Raw genomic sequence first — 16,143 nt, forward strand, 5'->3', positions numbered from 1 at the left:
GTTATGTCGAATCGTCCATTGACTATCGGATTGGTCGCCGGAGAAACCTCCGGTGACATTCTCGGCGCCGGTTTGATCCGTGCGCTCAAGGCGCAGATCCCCGACGCGCGTTTCGTTGGCGTCGCCGGCCCGCTGATGCAGGCCGAAGGGTGCGAGGCCTGGTACGAAATGGAAGAGCTGGCGGTAATGGGCGTGGTGGAAGTGCTCGAGCGCTTGCCACGCCTGTTGAAGATCCGCAAGGATCTCACCCGCCGCTTCGGTGAGCTGCGGCCGGACGTGTTTGTCGGCATCGACGCGCCGGACTTCAACATCACGCTGGAAGGCCGCCTCAAGCAGCGCGGCATTCGCACCATCCACTATGTCAGCCCTTCCGTGTGGGCCTGGCGACAAAAGCGCGTTTTCAAAATAGGCAAAGCCACCGATTTGGTGTTGGCCTTTCTCCCTTTCGAAAAAGCGTTTTACGATCGTTTCAACGTCCCCTGCCGGTTTATCGGTCACACCATGGCGGACGCCATGCCGCTGCAGCCCGATCGGTTAGCGGCGCGCGCTCAGCTTGGCATCGCTCCGCAGGCGCGCTGTTTGGCCTTGTTGCCGGGCAGCCGTGGCGCCGAAGTCGAGATGCTGAGCGCCGACTTCCTCAAAACCGCGCAGCTGCTGCGTACGCGTTATCCCGAGCTGGAAGTGGTGGTGCCGCTGGTCAACGCCAAACGGCGTGAGCAGTTTGAGCGCATCAAGGCCGAAGTGGCGCCGGATCTGACCGTACACCTGCTGAATGGGCAGGGGCGTGAAGCGATGATCGCCAGCGACGCGGCGCTGCTGGCATCCGGCACGGCGGCGCTGGAATGCATGCTGGCCAAGTGCCCGATGGTCGTGGGCTATCGCATGAAGCCGTTCACTTTCTGGTTGGCGCAGAAGCTGGTGAAAACGCCTTATGTCTCGCTGCCGAATCTGCTGGCGGGGCGGGAGATCGTCACCGAACTGCTGCAGCATGACTGCGTCCCGGACAAACTGGCCGCCGCCGTGATGCCGCTGCTGGAAGAGAGCCCGGAAACCGACGCGTTGAAACAGACTTTCCTTACCTTGCACCAAAGCATCCGTTGCGGTGCGGACGAACAGGCCGCTCAGGCTGTGTTGGAGCTGGCGAAAGCATGATTGAACCCTTTATCTATCCCGCTGCCACGCTGATTGCCGGTGTGGACGAAGTGGGCCGCGGCCCGTTGGTCGGCGCAGTGGTCACCGCCGCCGTGATCCTCGATCCGGCGCAGCCGATCGTCGGGCTGGCAGACTCCAAAAAGCTCAGTGAAAAACGCCGGCTGGCGCTGTATGACGAAATCGTCGCCAAAGCGCTCTCCTGGAGCCTGGGGCGCGCCGAACCGGCGGAAATCGACCAGCTGAACATTTTGCACGCCACCATGTTGGCGATGCAGCGCGCGGTGGCCGGGTTGCATATCGCGCCGGACATGGTTTTAATCGACGGTAACCGTTGCCCGAGCTTGCCGATGCGTTCGCAGGCGGTGGTGAAGGGCGACAGCCGCGTGGCGGAGATCAGCGCGGCGTCCATTCTGGCGAAGGTCACGCGCGATCGCGAAATGGCCGAGCTGGACAGCGAGTTCCCGGACTACGGTTTCGCGCAGCATAAAGGCTACCCGACCGCCTTCCACCTGGAGCGGCTGGCCGCGCTGGGCGCCACCGAGCATCATCGCCGCAGTTTCGCGCCGGTGAAAAGGGCGCTCGCGCTGTAGCCTGCGAGCCTGACCGGCTCGACGATAGCATTAACCCGGGCTCAGCACGCTGAGCCCCTTCAATCAGGTATCTGGAGATGGCCGAACCTCGTTTTATTCACCTGCGCGTCCACAGTGACTACTCCATGATTGATGGATTGGCCAAGACGGCGCCGCTGGTGAAAAGAGCCGCCGCGTTAGCCATGCCTGCTCTGGCAATCACCGATTTCACCAACCTGTGCGGGCTGGTGAAGTTCTACGGCAGCGCGCACGGCGCCGGGATCAAACCGATCATCGGCGCGGATTTCCATGTGCAAAGCGAAGTCTTGGGCGACGAACTCGCTCAACTGACGGTGCTGGCCAGCAACAACGAAGGCTACCAGAACTTAACGCTGCTGATTTCCCGCGCCTATCAGCGCGGCTACGGCGCCGCCGGCCCGATCATCGATCGCGACTGGCTGATTGAACATCGCGAAGGGCTGATCCTGCTCTCCGGCGCGCGTCAGGGCGACGTCGGCAAGTTCCTGCTGCGCGGCAACCAGGCGCAGGTGGATCAGTGTCTGGATTTCTACCAGCAATATTTCCCCGACTGCTACTACCTGGAGTTGATCCGCACCGGCCGCCCGGATGAAGAGAACTATCTGCATGCGGCGGTGGCGCTGGCCACCGAGCGCGGTTTGCCGGTGGTGGCCACCAACGACGTGCGTTTCCTGGTGGAAGATGACTTCGACGCCCATGAGATCCGCGTCGCCATCCACGACGGCTTTACGCTGGACGATCCCAAGCGGCCGCGCAACTACAGCCCGCAACAATACATGCGCAGCGAAGACGAGATGTGCGAGCTGTTCGCCGACATCCCGGAAGCGCTGCTGAACAGCGTCGAAATCGCCAAACGCTGTAACGTCACCATTCGCCTCGGCGAATATTTCCTGCCGCAGTTCCCGACCGGCGATATGAGCACCGAGGACTTCCTGGTACTCAAATCGAAAGAGGGGCTGGAAGAGCGACTCGAGTTCCTGTTCCCCGATCCTGAAGTGCGCGCGCAGCGCCGCCCGGAATACGACGAGCGTCTGGACGTCGAGCTGAAAGTGATCAACCAGATGGGGTTCCCCGGCTACTTCCTGATCGTGATGGAATTTATCCAGTGGTCGAAGGACAACAACGTGCCGGTGGGCCCAGGGCGAGGCTCCGGCGCCGGTTCGCTGGTGGCCTATGCGTTGAAAATCACCGACCTCGATCCGCTGGAATTCGACCTGCTGTTCGAACGCTTCCTGAACCCGGAACGTGTCTCGATGCCCGACTTCGACGTCGACTTCTGCATGGAGAAGCGCGATCAGGTAATCGAGCACGTGGCGGAGATGTACGGCCGCGAAGCGGTATCGCAGATCATCACCTTCGGCACCATGGCGGCGAAAGCGGTTATCCGCGACGTAGGCCGCGTGTTGGGGCACCCGTACGGGTTCGTCGATCGCATCTCCAAACTTGTGCCGCCGGATCCGGGCATGACGCTGGAGAAAGCCTTCGCCGCCGAACCGCAGCTGCCGGAGATTTACGAGGCCGACGAAGAGGTCAAAGCGCTGATCGACATGGCGCGCAAGCTGGAAGGGGTGACGCGCAACGCTGGTAAACACGCCGGTGGCGTGGTGATTGCGCCGACCAAGATCACCGACTTCGCGCCGCTGTACTGCGATGCCGAAGGGAACCACCCGGTGACCCAGTTCGACAAGAACGACGTGGAATACGCCGGGCTGGTGAAGTTCGACTTCCTCGGTCTGCGCACCCTGACCATCATCGACTGGGCGCTGGAGATGATCAACGCCCGGCGCGCCAAGACCGGGCTGGAACCGATCGACATCGCCGCCATCCCGCTCGACGACAAGAAAAGCTTCGACATGCTGCAGCGTTCGGAAACCACGGCGGTGTTCCAGCTTGAATCGCGCGGCATGAAAGATTTGATCAAACGTCTGAAGCCCGACTGCTTCGAAGACATGATCGCACTGGTGGCGCTGTTCCGTCCGGGGCCGCTGCAGTCGGGCATGGTGGATAACTTCATCGACCGCAAACATGGCCGCGAAGAGATCTCCTACCCGGACATTCAGTGGCAGCACGAGTCGCTCAAGCCGGTGCTGGAGCCGACCTACGGCATCATCCTGTATCAGGAACAGGTGATGCAGATTGCCCAGGTGCTGGCCGGCTATACGCTGGGCGGCGCGGACATGCTGCGCCGTGCGATGGGTAAAAAGAACCCGGTCGAAATGGCCAAGCAGCGCGGCGGCTTTGAAGACGGCGCCAAAGCGCGCGGCATCGACGGTGAACTGTCGGTGAAAATCTTCGACCTGGTGGAGAAATTCGCCGGTTATGGCTTCAACAAATCGCACTCCGCCGCCTATGCGCTGGTGTCGTACCAGACGCTGTGGCTGAAGGCCCACTACCCGGCCGAGTTTATGGCGGCGGTGATGACCGCCGATATGGACAACACCGACAAAGTGGTGGGGCTGGTGGACGAATGCTGGCGCATGGGGCTGAAGATCCTGCCGCCGGACATCAACAGCGGCCTGTATCACTTCCACGTCAACGACGACGGCGAGATCGTGTACGGCATCGGCGCCATCAAGGGCGTAGGGGAAGGGCCAATCGAGGCGATTATCGAGGCGCGCAACAGCGGCGAACAAGGTTACTTCAAAGACCTGTTCGATCTCTGCGCGCGCTCCGACATCAAGAAACTGAACCGCCGCATTCTGGAAAAACTGATCATGTCCGGGGCGTTCGATCGCCTTGGGCCGCATCGCGCCGCGCTGATGAATTCGCTCGGCGACGCGTTGAAAGCGGCGGATCAGCATGCGAAAGCCGAAGCTATCGGCCAGGTGGATATGTTTGGCGTGCTGGCGGAAGCGCCGGAGCAGGTGGAGCAATCCTACGCCAACATCGCGCCCTGGCCGGAGCAGGTGGTGTTGGACGGTGAACGGGAAACGCTGGGGCTGTACCTGACCGGCCACCCGATCACCCAATACCTCAAGGAGATCGAACGTTACGCCGGTGGCCAGCGTTTGAAAGACATGCACCCGACGGATCGGGGCAAAATGACCACCGCCGTCGGGTTGGTGGTCGCCGCGCGGGTGATGGTGACCAAGCGCGGCAACCGCATCGGCATCTGTACGCTGGATGACCGTTCGGGCCGTCTGGAAGTGATGCTATTCACCGAAGCGTTAGAAAAATACCAGCATTTGTTGGAAAAAGACCGTATCCTTATCGCCAGTGGACAGGTCAGCTTTGATGACTTTAGCGGCGGGCTTAAAATGATGGCCCGCGAGGTAATGGACATCAGTGAAGCCCGGGAAAAATACGCTCGCGGGCTTGCTATCTCGCTGACTGACAGGCAAATTGATGACCAGCTTTTGAACCGTCTCCGTCAGTCGTTGGAACCCCATCGATCGGGGACGATTCCAGTGCATCTCTACTATCAACGGGAAGATGCGCGAGCCAAGCTGCGTTTTGGCGCAACCTGGCGCGTGACGCCCACCGACCGCTTGTTGATAGACTTGCGGACGTTGGTAGGCAATGAGCAGGTGGACTTGGAATTTGACTAAAATAGGAATGCTATGAGTCTGAATTTTCTTGATTTTGAACAGCCGATTGCAGAGCTGGAAGCGAAAATTGACTCGCTGACTGCAGTCAGCCGTCAAGACGAAAAATTAGATATTAATCTGGACGAAGAGGTTCAGCGCCTGCGTGAAAAGAGCGTTGAGCTGACGCGCAAGATTTTTGCCGATCTTGGGGCCTGGCAAATTGCCCAATTGGCACGCCACCCGCGCCGTCCTTATACCCTGGATTATATCAAACACATCTTTACCGACTTCGAAGAGTTGGCGGGCGATCGCGCTTACGCTGACGACAAAGCGATCGTCGGTGGCATTGCGCGCCTGGATGGCCGCCCGGTGATGATCATCGGGCATCAGAAAGGCCGTGAAACCAAAGAGAAGATCCGCCGCAACTTCGGCATGCCGGCGCCGGAAGGCTACCGCAAGGCGCTGCGCCTGATGGAAATGGCCGCACGCTTCAAGATGCCGATCATCACCTTTATTGATACCCCGGGCGCTTATCCGGGCGTGGGCGCGGAAGAACGCGGCCAGTCGGAAGCTATCGCGCGCAACCTGCGTGAGATGTCGCGTCTGAACGTGCCGGTCATCTGCACCGTCATCGGCGAAGGCGGCTCCGGCGGCGCGCTGGCGATCGGCGTGGGCGACAAGGTGAACATGCTGCAGTACAGCACCTACTCGGTGATTTCGCCGGAAGGCTGTGCTTCCATCCTGTGGAAGAGCGCCGATAAGGCCCCGCTGGCGGCAGAAGCGATGGGCATCACCGCGCCGCGTCTGAAAGAGCTGAAGCTGATCGACTCGGTGATCCCGGAGCCGCTGGGTTCCGCGCACCGCGACGTGCCGGCGATGGCCGCCGCGCTGAAAGCGCAGCTGCTGGCCGATCTGAAAGATCTGGATGGCCTGAACGACGAAGAGTTGCTCAACCGCCGTTACCAGCGTCTGATGAACTACGGCTACTGCTGAGTTGCGATCTTCACGGTAATAAACCGCCTTCGGGCGGTTTTTTTTTGGCTACACACCGCCGGATTTTCGTGGTGTTATAGAGACTTGGCCGTTAACTGACAGGAGCTGCCGATGAATATCATCGCCATCATGGGCCCGACGGGCGTCTACTACAAAGATGAGCCGATCCGCGAGCTCCACGCGGCGCTGGGCGCGATGGGATTCCAGCTGGTATACCCCAAAAACAGCGGTGACCTGCTGAAGCTGATCGAAGCCAATGCCCGCATCTGCGGCGTGATCTTCGACTGGGACGATTACAGCCTGGAGCTGTGCAGCGAGATCAACGAGCTGAACGAATACCTGCCGCTGTACGCCTTTATCAATACCCACTCCACCTTCGACGTCAGCCTGCATGAAATGCGCATGGTGCTCTATTTCTTCGAGTATGGCCTGAATGCGGCGGACGATATCGCGCAGCGCATCCAGCAATACACGGCGGAATACATCGACACCATTACGCCGCCGCTGACCAAGGCGCTGTTCAACTACGTGCGCGAAGGAAAGTACACCTTTTGCACGCCGGGCCACATGGCCGGCACCGCGTTCCAGAAAAGCCCGGTGGGCTGCCTGTTCTATGACTTCTTCGGCGCCAATACCCTGAAGGCCGACATCTCGATTTCGGTCACCGAGCTCGGGTCGCTGCTGGATCACACCGGCCCGCATCTGGAGGCCGAAGAGTACATCGCGCGCACCTTCAATGCCGAGCAGAGCTATCTGGTCACCAACGGCACCTCCACCGCCAACAAGATCGTCGGCATGTATTCAGCGCCAGCGGGCAGCACGGTGCTGATCGACCGCAATTGCCACAAATCGCTGTGCCACCTGCTGATGATGAGCGATATCGTGCCGATCTATCTGCGCCCGCTGCGCAACGCCTACGGCATCCTCGGCGGCATTCCGCAGCGCGAGTTTACCCGCGCCAGCATCGCCGCCCGGGTGCAGGAGACCCCGAACGCCACCTGGCCGGTGCATGCGGTGATCACCAATTCCACCTATGACGGCCTGCTGTACAACACCGACTACATCAAGCAGACGCTGGAGGTGCCGTCGATCCACTTCGACTCCGCCTGGGTGCCTTACACCAACTTCCACCCGATTTACGACGGCAAGAGCGGCATGAGCGGCGATCGGGTGCCCGGCAAGGTTTTCTACGAAACCCAATCCACCCACAAGCTGCTGGCGGCCTTCTCGCAAGCCTCGATGATTCATATCAAGGGCGACTACGACGAGAGCACCTTCAACGAAGCCTACATGATGCACACCACCACTTCGCCGCACTACGGCATCGTGGCGTCGATGGAAACCGCCGCCGCCATGCTGCGCGGCAATCCGGGGCGCCGCTTGATCAACCGTTCGGTGGAGCGCGCGCTGCATTTTCGCCGTGAAGTGCAGCGGCTGCGCGAGGAAAGCGACAGCTGGTTCTTCGATATCTGGCAGCCGGAAGAGATCGATGAAGCGCAGTGCTGGCCGCTGGATCCGGACGATAACTGGCACGGTTTCGGCCAGACCGATCGCGATCATATGTATCTCGATCCGATCAAGGTGACGATCCTGACGCCGGGCATGAATGAGCTGGGGGCGCTGGAGGAAGAGGGGATCCCGGCGGCGCTGGTGGCGAAGTACCTCGACGAGCGCGGCATCGTGGTGGAGAAGACCGGGCCGTACAACCTGCTGTTCCTGTTCAGCATCGGCATCGATAAAACCAAGGCGATGAGCCTGCTGCGCGGCCTGACCGACTTCAAGCGCGCCTACGATCTCAACCTGCGGGTGAAGAACATGCTGCCGGATCTGTACGCCGAGGATCCGGATTTCTATCGCCATATGCGCATCCAGGAGCTGGCCGCCGGTATTCATCGCCTGATCTGCCAACACGATCTGCCGCGCCTGATGCAGCGGGCGTTTGACGTGCTGCCGGAAATGAAGCTGACGCCGCACCAGATGTTCCAGGAGCAGGTGCGCGGCAATGTGGAAACCTGCGAGCTGGATCAGTTGGTGGGCAAAGTGGCGGCCAATATGATACTGCCTTATCCGCCGGGCGTGCCGCTGGTGATGCCAGGGGAAATGATCACCGAAGAGAGCCGGGCGGTGCTCGATTTCCTGCTGATGCTGTGCTCGATCGGCGAGCGCTATCCCGGTTTTGAAACCGATATCCACGGCGCCAAGCTGACGGAAGACGGACGCTATCTGGTGAAGGTGCTGAAAGCCCCGCAGCCATAAGGCCATAATGCGCCCGGCGGTTTGGAAAGATGCGCCGGGCTTCCTTATTGACGGTCTCATCGCCGCCGGATACCGTGCACCATCAGAATGAACAGGAGAGGTTTCTATGCTGGCATTACGTCAGGTGCATCACATCGCGATCATTGGCGCGGACTACGCCGCCAGTAAGCATTTCTATTGCGACATTCTCGGCTTTACCCTGCTGAGTGAAGTTTACCGCGAGGAGCGTGACTCCTGGAAAGCGGATCTGGCGCTCAACGGGCAATACACCCTCGAGCTGTTTTCTTTCCCTTCGCCGCCGGCCCGCGTCAGCCGCCCGGAGGCTTGCGGCCTGCGCCATCTGGCGTTCAGCGTTGACGATATAGACCAAGCCATCGCCCATCTGCAGGCGGCCGGCGTCGCCTGCGAATCGGTACGCGTCGATCCTTATACTCAATCTCGTTTTACCTTTTTCAGCGATCCCGATGGTTTACCGTTAGAATTATACGAGAGTTAACGGCTTAATCGCCTCCCGGCGGCCACAGCCGGGGGCGATTATGCTATGATCGCGCCCTTGCCCCACATGCCTACAGAGTTATTTCCGCCATGCAAGAGCCTGCTTTTCGCGTCGGGGAGTGGCTGGTTACCCCTGCCGACAATACCATCAGCCGTGACGGCCGCCAGAAAACGCTGGAACCGCGCCTGATCGACATGCTGTGCTATTTCGCCCGGCACCCCGATGTGGTGCTGAGCCGCGACGAGCTGATCGATAGCGTTTGGAAGCGCAATATCGTCACTAATCACGTGGTGACCCAATGCATTTCAGAACTGCGCAAATACCTGAAAGACGGCGACAGCGACAGTCCGGAATACATTATCACCGTGCCTAAGCGCGGGTATAAGTTGGCGGCTTCGGTGATCTGGTGTGAAGACGGGGAGTCGCAGCCCGCCCCTGCGCCGGCGCCGCAGATTGCGGTGATCATGCATGAGCCGGAAGACGGCAGCGATGATGAAGACGATACGCCGTACGTGCCGCCGAGCCGGACCCGAACGCCGGTTGCCGCGCCCGGCGAAAAGCAGCCGCGCTTTTATCGCCGCTCGACGTTCTGGGTGTGGCTGGCGTTTCTGGCGGCGCTCAGCGTCTGCGTGGCGTTTGTCGGCATCGCCACGCTGTCGCAACGCGTGCCGGTATCGACCATGCCGGTGCTGCTCAATCCGCGCGATATCGATATCCGCATCCAGGGCGGCGAGAGCTGCAGCAACTGGATGCCGCAGCTCTCCTATGTGGTGGGCGTCAGCGAGCTGATCACCGATTCGCTCAACACCTACTCGACCTTCCTGGTGCACGACCAAACCAATTACAACTATTCCGGCCCCAGCAACTCGGGCAAGTCGCTGTATATCGAGTTCGTCAATCAGCGCCACTACCGCGCCCAGCAGTGTTTCCTGTCCGTACGGCTGGTGGATAACGCCGACAGCTCAATCATGTTGGACAAGCGTTACTTCATTACCGCCGATAACCAGCTGAAGATCCAAAGCGACTTCCTCGCCAGCCTGTCCGCCGCGCTTAAACAGCCCTGGCCGCCGCAGCTGGAACAGCGTCTGGCGCAGCTGCTGCCGGATAACGGGCCGCTGCTGCAGCGCTTCTACCAGGCGCATCAATTGTTGATCCACGGCGACGCCGATTCGTTGACTCGCGCCAGCGCGCAGCTGAGCGAGCTGATTAAAAGCGCGCCGAATTTCCACTACCTGCTGGCGGAAAAAGCGCTGGTGGATGTGCTGCGCAACTCTTATCAACCGTTCGACAGCCAGGGGCTGGCGCAATTGCGCGCCGATATCAGCCATCTGGCGACGATCCCCGAATTGAAAAATACGCCGATCGTGCAGCAAGTTCTGGCGGTTGATGCGCTGGCGCAGGGACGCATTGACGATGCGCACCGGGCGATCGAGTTGGGGATTGAGTTGCAAATGTCGTGGCTGAATTATGTGCTGCTGGGCAAAGTGTATGAAATGCAGGGGCAGAATCATTTGGCGGCGGATTCTTATATTACCGCGTTCAACCTGCGCCCCGGTGAAGATACCTTGCATTGGATCACCAATGGCGTATTCCAGACGTCATTGACCAATGTGGTGCCTTATTTAAATAACTATCAGCGCCAATAATTCACCAGGACCACGCCGCCATTATTTTCAGGGAATTCCGGCGGCGTTATCTATTGGTGAAGATATGTTGCGCCATTGTGTTATTTTGCTGCGCAATATCGTTCCTTTTCTGCCGTTTGTTATTCGTGATTAACCTGGTTATTATCCTGTTTTTAAACGATGTTTATCTTTTCTTTAGCTTACCTTTTTATCTTGATGTGTTAATCAAAAACCTCAGATTATCATTTGTATGATCATGAGCGTAATCTCACTTTATCTTTAGGACTTTATTTCTGCCGATGGTTAGCATCCTGACTATCAAGCCGGCTCATTAAAATCTTTTATTTATGGGTGTGGCTTATAAGAAACGTAAATCAGGAGAAACTGACCATGGCTTCACCCAAGAAAATAGGGCTTATTGCCTGCACCGGCGTAGTCGCCGGTAATATGATGGGGAGCGGGATTGCCTTATTGCCCGCCAACCTGGCGAGTCTCGGATCCATCGCCATTTGGGGATGGGTGATCTCGATTATCGGGGCGATGTCGCTGGCCTACGTATACGCCCGCCTCGCGACCAAAAACCCGCAGCAGGGCGGCCCTATCGCCTACGCCGGTGAAATCTCCCCGGCGTTCGGCTTCCAGACCGGCGTGCTTTATTACCATGCCAACTGGATCGGCAACCTGGCCATCGGCATTACCGCCGTTTCTTATCTCTCCACCTTCTTCCCGGCGTTGAACAACCCGGTGCCTGCCGGCATCGCCTGTATCGCCATCGTGTGGATCTTCACCTTCGTCAACATGCTGGGCGGGACCTGGGTCAGCCGCTTGACCACCCTGGGCCTGGTGCTGGTGCTGATCCCGGTGATCGTAACCGCCACCCTCGGCTGGCACTGGTTTGACGCCGCCACCTACCAGGCTAACTGGAATACCTCCGGCACCACCGACAGCCATGCGGTCATCAAAAGTATTCTGCTGTGCCTGTGGGCGTTCATCGGCGTGGAATCCGCGGCGGTCAGCACCGGCATGGTGAAAAACCCGAAACGCACCGTGCCGCTGGCGACCATGCTTGGCACCGGTTTGGCGGGCATCATCTACATCGCCGCCACCCAGGTAATCAGCGGCATGTTCCCGGCATCTGAAATGGCCGCCAGCGGCGCGCCGTTCGCCATCAGCGCCTCGGCGATTATGGGCAACTGGGCGGCACCGATGGTTTCCGCGTTCACCGCCTTTGCCTGCCTGACCTCGCTCGGGTCATGGATGATGCTGGTCGGCCAGGCCGGGGTGCGCGCCGCCAACGACGGCAACTTCCCGAAAGTGTACGGCGAGCTGGATAAAAACGGCATTCCGAAAAAAGGCCTGCTGCTCGCGAGCTGCAAAATGACCGCGCTGATGGTGCTGATCACCCTGATGAGCTCCGCCGGCGGCAAGGCTTCCGATCTGTTCGGCGAGCTGACCGGCATCGCGGTGCTGCTGACCATGCTGCCTTACTTCTACTCTTGCGTAGACCTGATTCGCTTCGAAGGGGTCAACGTGCGCAACCTGCTGAGCCTGATCGCTTCGGTGTGCGGCTGCGGCTTCTGCTTTATCGCGCTGATGGGCGCCAACTCTTTCGAACTGTCCGGCACCTTTATCATCAGCCTGATTATCCTGATGTTCTACGCCCGGAAAATGAATACCCGCCAGGCTGCCAATGCAGCGGCGGTCGATGAAAACACCACGGCCAAAGCGCACTGATTCGCGTCCGCTGACCGACTGAATTTACCCAGCCCCTTTCTTTCCGACCTGTCAGCCGCGACGGGAAGGGGCTTGCTTTGCCAGGAGAAATGCATATGAACGTTATCGCCATCATGAATCACATGGGTGTCTACTTCAAAGAAGAGCCTATCCGTGAACTGCATCAGGCGCTGGAAAGTCTGGATTTCCGCATCGTTTACCCTAACGATCGCGAAGACCTGCTGAAACTGATCGAGAACAACGCCCGTCTGTGCGGGGTGATCTTCGACTGGGACAAATACAATCTGGAGCTGTGCGAAGAGATCAGCCAACTGAACGAATACATGCCGCTGTACGCATTCGCCAACACCTATTCCACGTTGGACGTCAGCCTGAACGATCTGCGCATGCAGGTGCGCTTCTTCGAGTATGCGCTCGGCGCGGCAACCGACATCGCCGCCAAGATCAAACAGAACACCGACGAGTATATCGACACCATCCTGCCGCCGTTGACCAAGGCGCTGTTCAAATACGTGCGCGAAGGCAAATACACCTTCTGTACACCGGGCCATATGGGCGGCACCGCCTTCCAGAAAAGCCCGGTGGGCAGCCTGTTCTACGATTTCTTCGGCCCGAACACCATGAAGTCGGATATTTCGATTTCGGTGTCCGAACTGGGATCGTTGCTAGATCACTCCGGCCCACACAAAGAGGCGGAAGAGTACATTTCCCGCGTGTTCAACGCCGAGCGCAGCTACATGGTGACCAACGGCACCTCCACCGCCAACAAGATCGTCGGCATGTATTCGGCGCCGGCGGGCAGCACGGTGCTGATTGACCGTAACTGCCACAAGTCGCTGACTCACCTGATGATGATGAGCGACATCACGCCGATCTACTTCCGCCCGACCCGCAATGCCTACGGCATCCTCGGCGGCATTCCGCAGAGCGAGTTCCAGCGCGCCACCATCGCCAAACGCGTGAAGGAGACCCCGAACGCCACCTGGCCGGTGCATGCGGTGATCACCAACTCCACCTATGACGGCCTGCTGTACAACACCGACTTTATCAAGAACACCCTGGACGTGAAGTCGATCCATTTCGACTCCGCCTGGGTGCCTTACACCAACTTCCATCCGATCTATAAAGGCAAGTGTGGCATGAGCGGCGGCCGCGTGGAGGGCAAGGTGATCTACGAAACCCAGTCCACCCACAAACTGCTGGCGGCCTTCTCGCAGGCTTCGATGATTCATGTGAAGGGCGATATCAACGAAGAAACCTTCAACGAAGCCTACATGATGCACACCACCACTTCGCCGCACTACGGCATCGTGGCGTCGACCGAAACCGCCGCGGCGATGATGAAAGGCAACGCCGGCAAGCGCCTGATCAACGGCTCTATCGAGCGCGCGATCAAGTTCCGCAAAGAGATCAAACGCCTGAAAGTCGAGTCCGACGGCTGGTTCTTCGACGTCTGGCAGCCGGAGCATATCGATGAGCCGGAATGCTGGCCGCTGCGCTCCGACAGCGCCTGGCACGGTTTCAAGAACATCGACAACGAACACATGTATCTGGACCCGATCAAGGTCACCATCCTGACCCCGGGGATGAGCAAGGAAGGCGAGATGCAGCCGTTCGGCATCCCGGCCAGCATCGTGGCGAAATACCTCGACGAGCGCGGCATCATCGTCGAGAAAACCGGGCCTTACAACCTGCTGTTCCTGTTCAGCATCGGCATCGATAAAACCAAGGCGCTCAGCCTGCTGCGCGCGATGACCGACTTCAAACGCTCGTTCGATCTGAACCTGCGGGTGAAAAACATGCTGCCTTCGCTGTATCAGGAAGCGCCTGATTTCTATGAAAACATGCGTATTCAGGATCTGGCGCAGAACATTCACCGCCTGGTGGAGCAACACAACCTGCCGGACCTGATGTACCGCGCGTTCGAAGTGCTGCCAACCATGGTGATGAATCCGTACCAGGCGTTCCAGAAAGAGCTGCACGGCGAAGTGGAAGAGGTCTATCTGGAAGAGATGGTCGGTAAGGTCAACGCCAACATGATCCTCCCATACCCGCCGGGCGTGCCGCTGGTGATGCCGGGCGAGATGCTGACCGAAGAGAGCCGGCCGGTGCTGGAGTTCCTGCAGATGCTGTGCGAAATCGGCGCGCATTATCCAGGCTTTGAAACCGACATTCACGGCGCCTATCGCCAGGCGGACGGACGTTATCGGGTGAAAGTGCTGAAGGCGAAATAACCGCAGCCAATAAGAGGGGAGGCGCTCGCGCTTCCCCTTTGTCGTTCACCGACTGATGGGAGACCACCATGAAAACACCCTCACAGCCGCGCGCAATCTACTATGTCGTAGCGATACAAATTTGGGAATATTTCAGCTTTTACGGCATGCGTGCGTTATTGATCCTCTATCTGACCCACCAACTCGGCTATACCGACAGCCACGCCATCGATCTCTACAGCGCTTACGCTTCGTTAGTTTACGTCACTCCTATTCTTGGCGGCTGGCTCGCCGACCGCCTGCTGGGCAACCGCGTCGCGGTGATCGCCGGCGCGGCGCTGATGACCCTGGGACATATCGTGCTTGGCCTGAGCGCGGTCTCCGCCCAGTCGCTCTATCTGGCGCTGGCGATCATCATCTGCGGCTACGGCCTGTTCAAATCCAATATCAGCTGCCTGCTGGGCGAGCTGTATCCGGCGCAGGACTCGCGCCGCGAAGGGGGTTTCTCGCTGCTGTACGCCGCCGGCAATGTCGGATCTATTCTGGCGCCGATCGCCTGCGGGCTGGCGGCCGAGCGCTATGGCTGGCACGTCGGCTTTGCGTTGGCCGGGATCGGCATGTTCGCCGGTCTGGTGATTTTTCTGCTGGGCGGACGCCATTTCCGCCACACGCGCGGCGTGAATGCACCGCTGATGCGCGCCAGGAGCCTGGGCCTGCCGCACTGGGGATGGCTGCTGGCGGCGCTGCTGGCGTCGCCGCTGTTCTTCACGCTGCTGTTTGAACGCGGCTGGGCCGGCTATTTGCTCGGGTTGGTGTGTGTGGCGGCGGTAGCGCTGGTGGCGCGCATTATGCTGCGCGCGGACGCCGGCCAGCGGCGGGGGCTGTGGCAGATCATCGTACTGATGCTGCTGGGCACGCTGTTCTGGGCTTTTGCCCAGCAGGGCGGCAGCTCCATCAGCCTGTTTATCGATCATTTCGTTGATCGGCGCTGGTTCGGCTGGACGGTGCCGACCGCGCTGTTCCAGTCGGTTAACGCCTGCGCGGTGATGCTGGGCGGCGTGGCGCTGGCCTGGCTGGCGAGCGGCGATGGCGATCGCACGCTGCGCATCTGGTGCAAGTTCGCCTTCGGTCTGCTGTTGATCGGCGTCGGCTTTACGCTGATGGCGCTCAATACGCGGCTGCACGGGCCGGGATCGATGGGGCTGATGATCGCCGGTTTGGCGGTGATGGGCTTTGCCGAACTGTTTATCGATCCGGTGGCGATGGCGCAGATCACCCGGCTGAATATCCCTGGCGCAACCGGCGTGTTGACCGGCATCTATATGTTGGCGACCGGTTCGATCGCCAACTATCTGGCGGGCATTATCGCCAATCAGACCGCCGAGGACCACATCGAAGGGGCGGCGATGCAGGCGTATGGCCGCATTTTCGCCCAGATCGGCTGGGGAGCGGCCGGATGTGCGCTGGCGGTGATCGCGGTGCTGGGCGGCTGGTGGCTGCTGACGCGACGCCAGGCCCGGACGGTTAATGCTTGATTGA

At 59.5% G+C, this 16,143-nt stretch carries 10 protein-coding genes; all 10 read left to right on the top strand.

Going from position 1 to position 16,143, the window contains the following annotated elements; all coding sequences use genetic code 11:
* Window positions 1-3: 3 nt before the first annotated feature.
* The 10 genes from lpxB to dtpD all read left to right on the top strand — a co-directional run bounded on the left by lpxB (window position 4) and on the right by dtpD (window position 16,139).
* Window positions 4-1,152 carry a lipid-A-disaccharide synthase gene (gene lpxB / locus ACJ8PE_RS17345; RefSeq protein ID WP_004931967.1) on the top strand — a complete coding sequence of 383 codons (1,149 nt, stop codon included), beginning with the start codon at window positions 4-6 and terminating at the stop codon, window positions 1,150-1,152.
* A complete protein-coding gene (gene rnhB, locus ACJ8PE_RS17350; RefSeq protein ID WP_019455763.1) occupies window positions 1,149-1,742 on the top strand; it encodes a ribonuclease HII in 594 nt (197 codons plus the stop codon). Before lpxB ends, rnhB begins: the two co-directional genes overlap by 4 nt.
* 77 nt (window positions 1,743-1,819) lie before the next feature.
* On the top strand, window positions 1,820-5,308 hold the full coding sequence (gene dnaE / locus ACJ8PE_RS17355) for a DNA polymerase III subunit alpha (RefSeq protein WP_033652500.1): 3,489 nt from the start codon (window positions 1,820-1,822) through the stop codon (window positions 5,306-5,308).
* 12 nt (window positions 5,309-5,320) lie between these two features.
* The gene (accA, locus tag ACJ8PE_RS17360; RefSeq protein WP_004931972.1) at window positions 5,321-6,280 is read left to right on the top strand and encodes an acetyl-CoA carboxylase carboxyl transferase subunit alpha; all 960 of its coding nucleotides are present in this window, start codon (window positions 5,321-5,323) and stop codon (window positions 6,278-6,280) included.
* 111 nt (window positions 6,281-6,391) lie between these two features.
* The gene (locus ACJ8PE_RS17365) at window positions 6,392-8,536 is read left to right on the top strand and encodes a lysine decarboxylase LdcC (RefSeq protein WP_033644883.1); all 2,145 of its coding nucleotides are present in this window, start codon (window positions 6,392-6,394) and stop codon (window positions 8,534-8,536) included.
* A 106-nt stretch (window positions 8,537-8,642) separates the two neighbouring features.
* Window positions 8,643-9,032, top strand: a complete 390-nt coding sequence (locus ACJ8PE_RS17370) for a VOC family protein (RefSeq protein WP_197760427.1) — start codon at window positions 8,643-8,645, stop codon at window positions 9,030-9,032.
* 89 nt (window positions 9,033-9,121) lie between these two features.
* The gene (gene cadC, locus ACJ8PE_RS17375) at window positions 9,122-10,678 is read left to right on the top strand and encodes a lysine decarboxylation/transport transcriptional activator CadC (RefSeq protein WP_033644885.1); all 1,557 of its coding nucleotides are present in this window, start codon (window positions 9,122-9,124) and stop codon (window positions 10,676-10,678) included.
* A 369-nt stretch (window positions 10,679-11,047) separates the two neighbouring features.
* A complete protein-coding gene (gene cadB / locus ACJ8PE_RS17380; protein WP_033644886.1) occupies window positions 11,048-12,391 on the top strand; it encodes a cadaverine/lysine antiporter in 1,344 nt (447 codons plus the stop codon).
* Window positions 12,392-12,486: 95 nt separating this feature from the next.
* Window positions 12,487-14,625, top strand: a complete 2,139-nt coding sequence (cadA, locus tag ACJ8PE_RS17385) for a lysine decarboxylase CadA (RefSeq protein WP_033635725.1) — start codon at window positions 12,487-12,489, stop codon at window positions 14,623-14,625.
* A gap of 68 nt (window positions 14,626-14,693) precedes the next feature.
* Entirely contained in the window at window positions 14,694-16,139 is a 1,446-nt protein-coding gene (gene dtpD / locus ACJ8PE_RS17390; protein ID WP_060660317.1) for a dipeptide permease DtpD, read from the top strand.
* Window positions 16,140-16,143 lie beyond the last annotated feature (4 nt).

This window comes from Serratia sp. CY74737 (assembly GCF_052166775.1).
In the GTDB taxonomy this organism is placed as follows: Bacteria; Pseudomonadota; Gammaproteobacteria; order Enterobacterales; family Enterobacteriaceae; genus Serratia; species Serratia ureilytica.

Excerpts from the sequence above, each read along its gene's own strand:
- lpxB (WP_004931967.1), top strand. The coding sequence starts at position 4 with ATGTCGAATCGTCCATTGACTATCGGATTGGTCGCCGGAGAAACCTCC.
- rnhB (WP_019455763.1), top strand. The coding sequence starts at position 1,149 with ATGATTGAACCCTTTATCTATCCCGCTGCCACGCTGATTGCCGGTGTG.
- dnaE (WP_033652500.1), top strand. The coding sequence starts at position 1,820 with ATGGCCGAACCTCGTTTTATTCACCTGCGCGTCCACAGTGACTACTCC.
- accA (WP_004931972.1), top strand. The coding sequence starts at position 5,321 with ATGAGTCTGAATTTTCTTGATTTTGAACAGCCGATTGCAGAGCTGGAA.
- ACJ8PE_RS17365 (WP_033644883.1), top strand. The coding sequence starts at position 6,392 with ATGAATATCATCGCCATCATGGGCCCGACGGGCGTCTACTACAAAGAT.
- ACJ8PE_RS17370 (WP_197760427.1), top strand. The coding sequence starts at position 8,643 with ATGCTGGCATTACGTCAGGTGCATCACATCGCGATCATTGGCGCGGAC.
- cadC (WP_033644885.1), top strand. The coding sequence starts at position 9,122 with ATGCAAGAGCCTGCTTTTCGCGTCGGGGAGTGGCTGGTTACCCCTGCC.
- cadB (WP_033644886.1), top strand. The coding sequence starts at position 11,048 with ATGGCTTCACCCAAGAAAATAGGGCTTATTGCCTGCACCGGCGTAGTC.
- cadA (WP_033635725.1), top strand. The coding sequence starts at position 12,487 with ATGAACGTTATCGCCATCATGAATCACATGGGTGTCTACTTCAAAGAA.
- dtpD (WP_060660317.1), top strand. The coding sequence starts at position 14,694 with ATGAAAACACCCTCACAGCCGCGCGCAATCTACTATGTCGTAGCGATA.